Below are 13,545 nucleotides of genomic sequence, written 5' to 3'. Positions count from 1 at the left end.
TCTTTTTCAATTTTTTGAGCGTTAATTATAATGAATTTTAAGCTAAAAACACCCCACAAATAAGCATAAATCCAACCTCTATTCTCTAAATTTTTAAAAGCATGTTAAAATTAAGAGATTTGAACAAATTTAAGGTAACACGATTATAAAGATGCAAAAATCACTGATCACAACCCCCATTTATTATGTGAATGACATCCCTCACATTGGCCATGCTTATACGACTTTGATTGCGGATACTTTAAAGAAGTATTACACGCTTCAAGGCGAAGAAGTCTTTTTTTTAACCGGCACCGATGAGCATGGGCAAAAGATCGAACAAAGTGCAAGACTGAGGAATCAAAGCCCTAAAGCTTACGCTGATAGCATTAGTGCGATTTTTAAAGACCAGTGGGATTTTTTCAATTTAGATTATGATAGTTTTATCCGCACCACAGACAGCGAGCATCAAAAATGCGTGCAAAACGCCTTTGAAATCATGTTTGAAAAAGGGGATATTTATAAAGGCGCTTATAGCGGGTATTATTGCGTGAGCTGTGAGAGCTATTGCGCGATCTCTAAAACGGACAACACGAACGATAAAGTCCTATGCCCTGATTGCTTGAGGGAGACCACGCTTTTAGAAGAAGAGAGTTATTTTTTCAGATTGAGCGCGTATGAGAAGCCTTTATTGGATTTTTACGCTAAAAATCCTGAAGCGATTTTGCCTATTTATCGTAAAAATGAGGTAACTTCTTTTATTGAGCAGGGTTTATTGGATCTGTCTATCACGCGCACGAGCTTTGAATGGGGCATTCCTTTGCCTAAAAAAATGAACGATCCTAAACATGTGGTGTATGTTTGGCTGGACGCTTTATTGAATTATGCGAGCGCGTTAGGGTATTTGAATGGTTTAGACAATAAAATGGCGCATTTTGAACGCGCTAGGCATATTGTTGGTAAGGATATTTTGCGCTTCCATGCTATTTATTGGCCAGCTTTTTTGATGAGCTTGAATTTGCCCTTATTCAAACAGCTTTGCGTGCATGGGTGGTGGACGATAGAGGGCGTGAAAATGAGTAAGAGCTTGGGTAATGTTTTAGACGCTCAAAAGCTCGCTATGGAGTATGGGATTGAAGAATTACGCTATTTTTTATTGCGTGAGGTGCCTTTTGGGCAAGATGGGGATTTTTCTAAAAAAGCGTTAACAGAAAGGATCAACGCAAATTTGAATAACGATTTGGGGAATTTGCTGAATCGCTTGCTAGGCATGGCTAAAAAATATTTCAATTATTCTCTAAAAAGTGCCAAAATCACCGCGTATTATCCTAAAGAGCTAGAAAAAGCGCATCAAATTTTAGATAACGCTCATTCTTTTGTGCCTAAAATGCAATTGCATAAAGCTTTAGAGGAATTGTTTAACATTTATGATTTTTTAAACAAACTCATCGCTAAAGAAGAGCCGTGGGTTTTGCACAAAAACAACGAATCAGAAAAACTAGAAGCCTTATTGAGTTTGATCGCAAATGTGCTTTTACAATCAAGCTTTTTGCTTTATGCGTTCATGCCAAAGAGCGCGGCTAAATTAGCGAACGCTTTTCATGCAGAAATCACGCCCCATAATTACGAACGCTTTTTTAAAGCCAAAGAATTACAAGATATGATTTTACAAGACACCGAGCCTTTATTTTGCAAAATTGAGAAAATTGAAAAGACTGAAAAAGCGGGAGAAGTCCCACCAGAAAAAAACGAAAAAGAAAAAAAAGACACAAAAGAAAAAGCCCCACTAAAACAAGAAAACTATATCAGCATTGAGGATTTTAAAAAAGTAGAGATTAAAGTGGGGCTTATCAAAGAAGCTCAAAGGATTGAAAAGTCCAATAAATTATTGCGCTTAAAAGTGGATTTAGGCGAAAATCGTTTGAGGCAGATTATCTCAGGGATCGCTTTGGATTATGAGCCTGAAAGCTTGGTGGGTCAAATGGTGTGCGTGGTGGCTAATTTAAAACCCGCCAAGCTTATGGGCGAAATGAGTGAGGGCATGATTTTAGCGGTGCGAGATAGCGATAATCTGGCTTTAATCAGCCCTACCAAAGAAAAAATTGCAGGAAGTTTGATCAGTTAAATGCGATTAGGGGTGAATGAAGCCGTAGAATTGAGTTTGGGTGAATTGCAAAACACACCCTCAATCAGCTATTTTAATTCTATTGTTTTGTCTTTAAATAAAGTGCAAAAAGGCTCTTTATTTGCCGCTAAAGATCATGCTCTCATTCCTAAAGCTTTAGAGTTAGGGGCTTATGGGATTTTATACACAGGAGAATATCCTTTAAGCGATAGGGATGTGGCATGGATCAAGCTTAAAGATATAGAGCATTCTTTGAACCATTTGTTTAAATTTTGCTTGTTGAATGAGCGCGTGGTTGGAGCGTTGTTGAGCCCCATAGAATTAGAGATCGCTTCTAAAATCATAATGAGCGATTTTGTGTGGTGCTTGAAAGAGAGCCTTGAAGATTTATTCATTATAGAGGGGTGTAAAATAGCCTTTTTTGATAAATTGGAGTGGCTCCATTTGTTTTATAAGCAAGAGCACTTGAAAGAAGATTTGAAAGAAAGCCGTTTAATGATTCTCAACCAATCCTTTTTTTGCAGCGCTTTAGTCTATGAAAAACAAGAATACGAATTAAAAATGCCATGCATCTTTTTAGAGCCTTTAAAAAGGGTGATTCAATTGTGCGAGAAATTACAAATTGCGTTTGATTTGAATCTTTTGGGCAAAAAAGAATACCCTTTAGATCATTGCAAACCCTTTTTTGTGAATAAGAATCTAGAAATAGCCCCTTATGGCGCAACGGCAAGGGTGGTTGTCGCTGAGACTTCAAAAGAATTGTTTGAAATGATGCTTCAAAAAGCCTTTGAGATTTTATCGTGGGGGAAAATTGTCGTGTTTTGCCGTAAAAACAGCGCGGTTTTCTTTAAAAAAACCAACCCTTATTGTTACACCACCCAAAACAACTTAAAAGAGCAATTAAAAAATTTAGCGTTTAATTTCGCTTTTATTTATGGGATTAGCTCCCATCATTTAGAATCCCTTCTAAACCCCCCCTTTTTTAAAAAAACCCCCACGCTATGGTAAGTCATGCTCATTTGTAACGATAAATCCGATCCAAAAACCCTTTTAGAAGAAATCATGGCCCTAAGGCCATGGCGTAAAGGCCCTTTTGAAATTTCTCAAATCAAGATTGATAGCGAATGGGATAGCTCCATTAAATGGGATCTAGTCAAAAACGCCACTCCTTTAAAAGATAAGGTTGTGGCTGATGTGGGTTGCAATAACGGCTATTACTTGTTTAAAATGCTAGAACATGGGCCTAAAAGTTTGGTGGGGTTTGATCCGGGCGTTTTAGTCAAAAAACAATTTGAATTTTTAGCCCCCTTTTTTGATAAAGAAAAAAAAATCATTTATGAGTCTTTAGGGGTAGAGGATTTGCATGAAAAATACCCTAACGCTTTTGATGTCATTTTTTGCTTAGGGGTGCTATACCACAGAAAAAGCCCACTAGAGACCTTAAAAGCCTTGTATCATGCTTTAAAGATAAAAGGGGAGTTGGTGTTGGATACCTTAATCATTGATTCGCCCTTAGACATCGCCCTTTGCCCTAAAAAAACTTATGCTAAAATGAAAAACGTTTATTTTATCCCCAGTGTTAGCACGCTAAAAGGGTGGTGCGAAAGGGTAGGGTTTGAAAATTTTGAGGTTCTTAGCGTTTCAAAGACCACGCCTAAAGAACAGCGTAAAACGGATTTTATTTTGGGGCAGAGTTTAGAAGATTTTTTGGATAAAACAGATCCCTCTAAAACTTTAGAGGGGTATGACGCTCCTTTAAGGGGGTATTTTAAAATGCTTAAACCAAGCAAGCGTTAGTTTTAATAAAGGATTAAGATAGTGCAAGAATCAGTCGTTCGTGTGGATTATGACTCTTTAGAGACTTGTAAGAATTTCAAACCAAGCGTTGGCACTGAATTGGTCGTTTTAGAAAAAGATATAGCCCATGCGCGTTTCAAGGGCAATGAAAGCATGGTGTATGAAGAAAATTTTGTGCATGCCGGGTTTGTGCTGATTGCGTGCAATTATGCGGCCTTGTGCGCGTTGAATAAAAGACACAGCGTAGTAGTTTCTAATAACATCAATTTTTACGCCCCCCTAGAATTGAATCAAGAAGCACTCATTAAAGCGCAAGTGGTTCAAGATGGCGTGAAAAAAGCTGAAATAAAAATAGAGGCGTTTGTGTTAGACATTCAGGTTTTAGAGGGAATGATAGAAATCGTGGTGTTTGATAAAAAGCCTTTTAAATTCAATTTTAAAGAAGAGTAGTTAAATGGTTATTGTTTTAGTCGTGGATAGCTTTAAAGACACCAGTAATGGCACTTCTATGACAGCGTTTCGTTTTTTTGAAGCGCTGAAAAAAAGAGGGCATGTGATGAGAGTGGTCGCCCCTTATGTGGATAATTTAGGGAGTGAAGAAGAAGGGTATTACAACCTTAAAGAGCACTACATCCCCCTAGTTACAGAAATTTCACACAAACAACACATCCTTTTTGCTAAACCCGATGAAAAAATCTTAAGAAAGGCTTTTAAGGGAGCGGATATGATCCATACTTATTTGCCTTTTTTGCTAGAAAAAACAGCCGTAAAAATCGCGCGAGAAATGCAAGTGCCTTACATTGGCTCTTTCCATTTACAGCCAGAGCATATTTCCTATAACATGAAATTGGGGTGGTTTTCTTGGTTCAACATGATGCTTTTTTCGTGGTTTAAATCTTCGCATTACCGCTATATCCACCATATCCATTGCCCATCAAAATTCATTGTAGAAGAATTAGAAAAATACAACTATGGAGGGAAAAAATACGCTATTTCTAACGGCTTTGATCCCATGTTTAGATTTGAACACCCGCAAAAAAGCCTTTTTGACACCACACCCTTTAAAATCGCTATGGTAGGGCGCTATTCTAATGAAAAAAATCAAAGCGTTTTAATCCAAGCGGTTGCTTTAAGCAAATACAAACAAGATATTGTATTGTTGCTCAAAGGCAAAGGGCCTGATGAGAAAAAAATCAAACTTTTAGCCCAAAAACTAGGCGTAAAAACGGAGTTTGGGTTTGTCAATTCCAACGAATTGTTAGAGATTTTAAAAACTTGCACCCTTTATGCGCACACGGCCAATGTGGAAAGCGAAGCGATTGCGTGTTTAGAAGCTATTAGCGTAGGGATTGTGCCTATTATCGCCAATAGCCCTTTAAGCGCGACCAGGCAATTCGCGCTAGATGAACGATCACTATTTGAGCCTAATAACGCTAAAGATTTGAGCGCTAAAATAGACTGGTGGTTAGAAAACAAGCTTGAAAGAGAAAGAATGCAAAACGAATACGCTAAAAGCGCTTTAAATTACACTTTAGAAAATTCAGTCATTCAAATTGAAAAAGTTTATGAAGAAGCGATTAAAGATTTTAAAAATAACCCCCATCTCTTTAAAACCTTATCGTAACAAAAGGATAAAAAATGCAAGAAGTCCATGATTATGGGATTAAATTTTGGAGCAATAACGAATTTAAGATAGAAAAAGGCTTGGTTAAAGTTTGCCATGGCAAAAACCCCTCGCTTTTAGAAATCGTTCAAAGCGTGCGCGATAAGGGTTATAGAGGGCCTTTGTTGGTGCGATTCCCCCATTTGGTGCAAAAACAAATCAAAAGCCTGTTTGATGCGTTTTCTTCAGCGATTAAAGAGTATCAATACAGCGGAGCTTTTAAGGCGGTTTTCCCTTTAAAAGTCAATCAAATGCCCTCGTTTGTTTTCCCTTTAGTGCAAGGGGCTAAGGGTTTGGATTACGGCTTAGAAGCCGGGAGCAAGTCTGAACTCATCATCGCAATGAGCTACACTAACCCTAAAGCCCCTATCACCGTGAATGGCTTTAAAGACAAAGAAATGATTGAGCTTGGCTTTATCGCTAAAAGCATGCAGCATGAAATCACTTTAACGATTGAGGGTTTGAACGAGTTAAAAACCATTATCGCTGTGGCTAAACAAAACGAGTTTTTAGCCTGCCCTAAAATTGGCATTCGCATCCGTTTGCACAGCACTGGCACTGGCGTTTGGGCAAAGAGTGGGGGGATCAATTCTAAATTTGGTCTTAGCAGCACTGAAGTTTTAGAAGCGATGCGCCTTTTAGAAGAAAACGACTTACTAGAGCATTTCCACATGATACATTTCCACATAGGCTCTCAAATCAGCGATATTTCGCCCTTAAAAAAGGCTTTAAGAGAAGCGGGAAACTTGTATGCAGAATTGCGTAAAATGGGCGCTAAAAATCTTAATAGCGTGAATATTGGAGGGGGGTTAGCCGTAGAATACACCCAACACAAGCACCACCAAGACAAGAACTACACTTTAGAGGAATTCAGCGCTGATGTGGTGTTTTTATTGAGGGAAATTGTGAAAAATAAGCAGGAAATAGAGCCGGATATTTTCATTGAATCAGGCCGTTATATTTCCGCTAACCATGCCGTTTTAGTGGCCCCAGTGTTAGAATTGTTTTCGCATGAATACAATGAAAAATCCCTAAAAATCAAAGAAAGTAATAACCCTCCCTTGATTGATGAAATGCTAGACTTGCTCGCTAATATCAATGAAAAAAACGCCATTGAATACTTGCATGATAGTTTTGATCACACCGAGTCGCTATTCACGCTTTTTGATCTGGGCTATATTGATTTGATTGACAGGAGCAACACTGAAGTTTTAGCCCATTTGATCGTCAAAAAAGCGGTGCAGTTGCTTTATGTTAAGGATCATAACGATATTTTACGCATTCAAGAGCAGGTCCAAGAGCGCTATTTATTGAATTGCTCGTTTTTCCAAAGCTTGCCTGATTATTGGGGCTTAAGACAGAATTTCCCGGTCATGCCCTTGAACAAATTAGATGAAAAGCCCACCAGGAGCGCGAGTTTGTGGGATATTACTTGCGATAGCGATGGGGAAATCGCTTTTGATTCCACAAAGCCCTTGTTTTTGCACGATATAGATATAGATGAAGAAGAATACTTTTTAGCGTTCTTTTTAGTGGGAGCGTATCAAGAAGTTTTAGGCATGAAACACAATTTATTCACGCACCCTACGGAATTTAGCGTGGTTTTTGATGGAAAAGGCGATTATGAAGTGGAAGATATTTGCGAAGCCCAAACGATTTTAGATGTGCTAGATGATTTAGACTATGACACTAAAGAGATCGAGCGCCTTTTAAAACAAAAAATTGAAGACAACAACCAACTAGACATGGAAGAAAAGAAAGAAATCATGGGGCGCTTGTATGTCATGCTGAGCGAAAACGGGTATTTGCGCACGATTTCTTAAAGAGTGCTATCAATGGATTCAAACGACTTTAATCGCTATCAATCAATAAAAGAAAAATAAGAAATAAAAAAGAGCCAAGCCCCTTTACAAAGTAAAAAAGGGGGGGAGGAGGTTATTCTTTTAACTCCGCCTCCTCTTTATCTAAATTAGCGAGATATTCATCAATCTCACCCATAGTCGCTAAACCGAGATTAGGTTCAATGTCTTTTAACAAATTTTCAGTAAGACCCGCACAACTTAATCCATATTTATTGATACCGCCATCGCAAATCAATTGAGCCACAAACAACGCCTCATTTTTGTTTTTAGGTAAATATTTCGCCCAAAAACCATCAGGGGAAAAATTGTTAAAATCGTTTTGAAACTCCTCTCTACCCTCCGCATAATACTTAATTACATTACAATACAAGGTAAGAGCGACCCTATCCAGATTATCAAAACTATCCACATCGCACAATTCCTCATTACGACTCTCAATCATTTTAAACCACTCCGCATCGGTATGCTTATTATACCCTTTCGCATTCGCAAGGGCGGTAATAATAAGCGCCGAAATTTGATTACCACTACCACCAAATAACATCGGCGATAATAACACCCCGAGCCTGCCTTTTCTCTCGGTTAAAGTATAATCTCTAATCATAAACTCCGACACACTAACACCCTCCTCGTTAGCTTCTCTAAATCCAAAAGCGAGTTTAAACCTATCCTCTTTTTCTTTAGGAGTAGTAGTCCTTTCCTTGACACTCGGACCGCTAGTTACGATTTTAAGACCTTCTAAAATGTCTTTCTTACCGCTTTCAGCGTGATTTTTCGCAACTTCGTTTAAATCCACTTTATGAAACCATTTTAAGAATTTTTCGCTATTGAAAGCGTAAGAAGCTTCGTTGCCTTTTTGGCTCCTTAAGGTTACACGATTAAACCCAATATTAATGACTTTAGCCTCCACCACTTTGTCGTTGATTGTGGCTTTGACTGACGCACCTACTTCTAACTTATTTTCGTTTTGAAAACCCATAAAATACTCCTTGATAAAAATTTTTAAAATCCGCTACAATCGCTTGTTTAATGTTCTTTATCTTTTCAACATGGCGTTGTTCCTCCTTGTTGTGGTGTGAATTTTATTTAAAATTTCCATGTCTATTGCCCTTAAGATTGTTTTGAAAGCGGTAAGTGCCATTAAAAATACAGCCAGTCAATATTTCTTCAATTTGCGATAATTCCGCATTTTTTAGCGCTTCTCTGGGCGTTTCAATGATCAGTTTAGATTCTGCTAATCGCACCCACTCTAACGCTCGCTCTCTAGATTCAAAACTCTCCAATTCCCCAATATGGTTGAGGAACTGCTCGCTCATAGGCCTATCCATGTCAATCACAAGATTAAAGGTAACATAAAGCGACTGAACGCTCAAAGAATCCCCAATAATAAAGGTAAAATCAAGCGTGTCATCAAGCGTGTTGTGTTGGATATTGTCTATCAGTGCGTAGTTAAGCTCTAATTTTTCTACTTGCTTTATCGCTATTACAATGTCTTTAGAAAGAGAAGCGCTGATTTTTTCTAATTGCTTTAACAAATCTTTAGGCGGGATAAAACCACGATCCATATCAGCGTCTATCACGCTTAAAATCGTTTTTTTATCCACTACCTTATCACGCTTTAAATCGTTAGCGATTTTGTGGATTTGAAGGTTTTGTTTATAGCTTTGTTTTGACGCTTTCTCTTTTTCTCGCCATTTAATGACTTCCCTCTCTTCTTGTTCTATGTCCGCAACATCAAAAATTTTGGGAAAACCACGATTTTGTTTCGCTCTGATAAAACTTTTAATACTATCTTCAAGATGTTCGCGAAAATCATCAAAACCACCGCCAAATTGTGGCATATAAAGCACTTCTATTTGAGTTTTAGCTATTTCATTAAACTCCATGCCGTTATGTTTATCATGGTGTTTTGAAAAGAATGCACTTATCTTGTTTTTAAGAGCGTTAAGAGATTGTTCTAAGTTATTGGGTGTTGAGAATTTGATGTCTGAGAAGCTATCTTGCGTCTTGTTAAAGTCCTTACCCAGTGAAGAATTGATCAATTCTATAGGGCATTTGCTTTCACAATAACAGATCGCTTGTTGGTTGAATATTTGTGCTAACACCAATAAATAATCTCTTAGATTAAATATGATAGTAGGTTCATTAGCGAACACTAAAAAACTCGTTTCTTCATTGGGTAAAAAAGGATCTTGCGGGCTGTCTTTTAAAGAGTTAAGCGTTTGAACAAACCCTATAAAATCGCGCTTACTCTCTAAATACGATTGCAGCTTTTTCGCTCTTTCTGTATTTTGCTTGGGGGTGTATCGGTATTTAGCGACAAACTCCTTACTAGACATGAAGTCTTTCACGCTCGCCTTAGCGTTGTTCTTTAAAAATCTGTCCATAAAATGCTCCCCAATAAAAAACAAAACCTCCTATAAAGGTAATTATTGCCTTTAAAGAAGTCTTTAATCCCAATGGGTTTATCCCAATCCACTTTAACGGATTTGTCCTGCCAGTAGAGTAAGCGCGTTTTTAACTGAGCCAGTTTATCAGCGCTAGATTGAATGCAACCGCTTTTAGCTGCCCCTATCAGTAATTTTTGCTCATTATGATTGAAATCTCTGTAAAAAGCGTCTTTAAAGGGTTTAAAGGCTGAGATGATCCCAAAGGGTAGCCCGCTTTTGATTTTCTCACACACTTTTTTAAGATCGCCGCTTTTAGTCGTTTCGTTCTCAATAGCAGAAGCTTTCGTGCTAGAAACTTCAAGGGCGCTGTTTTTAGTTTTAGAGGCTTTCTCTCTCCCAATGATCTCCTTAACGAATCGCTTTGCTCCATTTTGAGCCACTTTACTAGCCACAAAATCCTTTTCAAAATCTTGTAACAAATAGTAGTATCTGGTTGGATTCCCGTTCTCATCATGCAATAACAATAAAAAATCATAATCCAATAACATGTCAAGTCCTTTTTTTAAAATTCATCATTAGCGTTATTTGACTCTATAAGGCTTGTAAGCTTTTGATCACTTTTTTAAAATCCTCTTTTGCAAAGCTCAACCCAAAAGCTTCCTCATGCCCACCAGCTTGTATTAAAGGAATGGTTTTAATCTGGCTTAAAAAATTCCCACCGCCTCTAGCGCTACCGCTATACCCATCTTTATTATCTCTATAGATACAAAGGGAGCGATTGGAAGGGTATTTTTTTAAAAAGTTATTAGCCACTAAACCGCTAACACCTACTTTAATAGAGCAGCTTTCATCTAAAAGAGCCACTAATATTTTGTTATAAGAAAAAACTTGAGCACTTTCTTCGCTTTCTTTAACCATTTTCTTTTTAATGTCGTTGTATCTTTTGAATTCCTTAATATTAAAGACGCTTAAACGCGGATCGCTTATGGGATTGAAATGTTTTAAAACCAGATAATGCAAATAGCTATCATAACAACCCTTAAACTCTCTAGCCCCACTCAAACGGCTTAAAGCGTTGATATAATTGATGCAATTAAAGCCGTATAATTTAGAAATCCCATCCAAATCGTCTTGGGCTAAAGAAAGATCTTTATCTTTGAAAAAGCATTTAATGCGGTCATGTTTGGCTTGCGCTAAATTTAAAACCATATCCAAATTATCCCCATGATCCAAATCAATGCGATCGCTTAAAAGCGTGATAGCAATCAATTCGTTTTCTAAAGGAGTGGTTTGTGTTTGAAAGATTTGACTAAACACTAAAGCGCTTGTGAAAGCCCCGCTATAATAGTTAGCGTCTTTTTCATCATTCAGGTTAATGTAGGCGGTTTTATTTTCATCAATCAAATCAACTTCAAAACTCTTATGGTGGTCTGTGATGATGCATTGTTCAAAACGCTCTAATAAGATTTCTTGCAATTGTGTATCAGCGGCCAAATCCGCCCCCAAATCAGCGCTAAACAATAAGGGATCTTTTTGAAATTGGTTTTTAATGCAATCCAAGCGGACTAATTGGTTGGTTTTAGGGTTAAAGATGCAAGGTTTAGACAATAAATCATTTATGGCTAAATCAGTGAAACCATAGCCATGCGCATTCCTTAAGGGGCTAAAGAAAAAGAAATCTTTAATACCCAATCTGTAACACATAGACATTAAAACGCTGCCAGCTAACATGCCATCACAATCATTGTCTGTATAGAAAACAATGGGGCGGTGTTGTTGGACTTCTTTTAAGAAGTCTTTAAAAATCCTTTTCTTTGACATCTTTAATAGCTCTTTTTTAGGCATTGATCACCTCTTTGTTGCTTTTATGCTTGATGATCTTTAATCATTCTAGATCAAAATCATCTCCAAATTTCTCTTTTTGCCCTTCTATGTGTAAAACAGGCGTGATAATTCCATACAAAAAGTCGTATCGCTTTTGGAGAGACTTCTCGTCCCACTTCCTATAGTCGCTATACAATTCTTTAGTGATGTCATAACAGCTAATCACTTTGCTTGGGTCTTTGCCACCATAAATTTTTCTTTTTTCATCAAAATCCCCGTTTAAAGCTTTCGCGTTCTTTTTACGCTTTAAAAGGGTTAAATTTGCGATATTATTCACCCATTTTTCTCTTTTTTCTTTGTTAAAATCCGCATTCCACTGACTGCCCTTTTTGGGATTTTGGGGTAAAATATGCTCCACTTGGGTTTCGGCATCCATAACGATAAAATGGGGTCTCTCTTCATCTGTCATAAAGTAATTAGCTAGGGCTAAGACAGGGCGTAACCATTTGCTAGGATAAACAGAATAACTCTCCCATAAGTTATAGTGGTATTGGTTAAAGGTGTTATAAGATTCTATGTTATCCAGTATAAGCTCTTGAATGGTTTCAATGTCTTTATTGCTTTTAACATTTTTGATAATGTTGATGCTCGTTTGCTTGATGCGCGTGATCGTGCCTCCTGCAATCCAAGTTTGATAGTAATAAGACACCAAAAGCTTTTTCAAAGCGTCAAAATCAGGATATTTGACATAAAGGGCTGTCGTTAAAATACTAGCCCAAAATCTGGAGGGAAGGTATCTTAATAAATAAATATATCGGTCTGGTTTTTTTAACAAATCGGTATAAGATTTCATAAAAGCGCTCACATCATAAATGAACTCGCAAGCGTCTTTTTTGCTGTCTTTGAACACCTTTTTTAATCCCTTATCGGCTCTCTTTTTAGAAGCACTAGGATCAGCGTATTCTAAATACATGTTAAAAAAGTCTTCCAAATCAATATCTATGCCTTCAACGCTCTTGCAAGCTTCAACCAATTTGTCCCAAGTGGTTATAAAATCCTTACGCTTTTCACTATCTTGTTTGATTTCTTGCATTAAACTGGATTTTAAAATATCAATAGGGCTTAAGGGTTGGCCTCTGTCGTTTAACACTTGAAAGATTTGCATCGCGCTGTCTTGCTCAAAACAAATGATCCTAGTCACAACAATGTGTTCATAAAACCACTTGACAAAATCATCAATATCGCCTATGGAACCATTTTCTATGCTCTCATTCAATAGTTCCTTGAAATAATAAGCGTTACGCAAATAAGTGTTTTCTTCAAATTTCTTATTCAACTCGCTCTTTTTAATGTTGTCTTCAAACTCCAAATGGTTTAACACCGTGTTTTCAAAAATACTATTGTAATTTTGAGCGGTTAAGAACTTCAGACGCTCTTTTTCTTTATCGTATCTGTCATAAATACTCTCTTCAATAAAAGCTTTAGATTTTTGCTTAAGACTATCTTTATAAAGCTTTAAAATCGTGCAAGCCAGAATGATAAAACTCGTTAACCGCTGTTGGCCATCCACAACATCCCATCTTTTATCTTTTGGATTTTCAGCGATCACGATAGAGCCGCAAAAATATTCATCTTCTCTGTTGTTCGTATAGCTGCCCACCAGATCATCAATCAAAGCCCCTAAATGATCCTTATCCCACACGTAAGGGCGTTGGTAATCGGGAACTTGATAAAAATATTCAGCATCCACTAAAATTTGATGGAGTTTTTTTAACTCCACTTCTACTTTTGCCATTATCTTCTCCTTGTATTAAATTTAACTCTGTAAGCCCCACTGATGTAAAAATGGGGCTTATCGAATCAAATGGTTCAAAAATGTTGCGCGGGTTAATGAAAGGGGGAATA

At 37.4% G+C, this 13,545-nt stretch carries 9 protein-coding genes and 1 pseudogene; 6 read left to right on the top strand and 4 right to left on the bottom strand.

Annotated elements, in window-relative coordinates; all coding sequences use genetic code 11:
• Nucleotides 1-151: 151 nt before the first annotated feature.
• From metG to speA, 6 genes are read left to right on the top strand one after another with little or no spacing between them, the layout of a single operon-like run.
• Entirely contained in the window at nucleotides 152-2,104 is a 1,953-nt protein-coding gene (gene metG / locus FIM44_RS06560) for a methionine--tRNA ligase (protein ID WP_140579484.1), read from the top strand.
• On the top strand, nucleotides 2,105-3,112 hold the full coding sequence (locus tag FIM44_RS06555) for a ferrochelatase (RefSeq protein WP_140579483.1): 1,008 nt from the start codon (nucleotides 2,105-2,107) through the stop codon (nucleotides 3,110-3,112).
• 3 nt (nucleotides 3,113-3,115) lie between these two features.
• Nucleotides 3,116-3,901 (top strand): tRNA 5-methoxyuridine(34)/uridine 5-oxyacetic acid(34) synthase CmoB, encoded by a 786-nt coding sequence (cmoB, locus tag FIM44_RS06550; protein ID WP_140579482.1) that lies wholly within the window; start codon nucleotides 3,116-3,118, stop codon nucleotides 3,899-3,901.
• A 21-nt stretch (nucleotides 3,902-3,922) separates the two neighbouring features.
• Nucleotides 3,923-4,351, top strand: coding sequence for a hotdog domain-containing protein (locus FIM44_RS06545; RefSeq protein WP_001158320.1), 429 nt, complete (start codon nucleotides 3,923-3,925; stop codon nucleotides 4,349-4,351).
• A gap of 4 nt (nucleotides 4,352-4,355) precedes the next feature.
• Complete coding sequence (locus tag FIM44_RS06540) at nucleotides 4,356-5,525, top strand: glycosyltransferase family 4 protein (protein ID WP_140579481.1); 1,170 nt, start codon at nucleotides 4,356-4,358, stop codon at nucleotides 5,523-5,525.
• A 14-nt stretch (nucleotides 5,526-5,539) separates the two neighbouring features.
• Nucleotides 5,540-7,387 carry an arginine decarboxylase gene (gene speA, locus FIM44_RS06535; RefSeq protein ID WP_001158552.1) on the top strand — a complete coding sequence of 616 codons (1,848 nt, stop codon included), beginning with the start codon at nucleotides 5,540-5,542 and terminating at the stop codon, nucleotides 7,385-7,387.
• Nucleotides 7,388-7,499: 112 nt separating this feature from the next.
• Here the strand turns inward: speA and FIM44_RS06530 are convergent, their stop codons facing one another.
• The 4 genes and pseudogenes from FIM44_RS06530 to FIM44_RS06515 all read right to left on the bottom strand — a co-directional run bounded on the left by FIM44_RS06530 (nucleotide 7,500) and on the right by FIM44_RS06515 (nucleotide 13,435).
• Nucleotides 7,500-8,405, bottom strand: coding sequence for a hypothetical protein (locus FIM44_RS06530; RefSeq protein ID WP_140579480.1), 906 nt, complete (start codon nucleotides 8,403-8,405; stop codon nucleotides 7,500-7,502).
• A 103-nt stretch (nucleotides 8,406-8,508) separates the two neighbouring features.
• Nucleotides 8,509-10,364: pseudogene (locus tag FIM44_RS06525) on the bottom strand (hypothetical protein).
• A 43-nt stretch (nucleotides 10,365-10,407) separates the two neighbouring features.
• Complete coding sequence (locus FIM44_RS06520; RefSeq protein ID WP_140579479.1) at nucleotides 10,408-11,661, bottom strand: single-stranded-DNA-specific exonuclease RecJ; 1,254 nt, start codon at nucleotides 11,659-11,661, stop codon at nucleotides 10,408-10,410.
• 40 nt (nucleotides 11,662-11,701) lie between these two features.
• Entirely contained in the window at nucleotides 11,702-13,435 is a 1,734-nt protein-coding gene (locus FIM44_RS06515) for a DUF262 domain-containing protein (protein WP_194148713.1), read from the bottom strand.
• Nucleotides 13,436-13,545 lie beyond the last annotated feature (110 nt).

It is taken from the genome of Helicobacter pylori, from assembly GCF_006440215.1.
GTDB classification, from domain to species: domain Bacteria; phylum Campylobacterota; class Campylobacteria; order Campylobacterales; family Helicobacteraceae; genus Helicobacter; species Helicobacter pylori_CS.
Note: the sequence above shows the minus strand (reverse complement) of the source record. Positions and strands in the feature narration are given on the sequence as shown.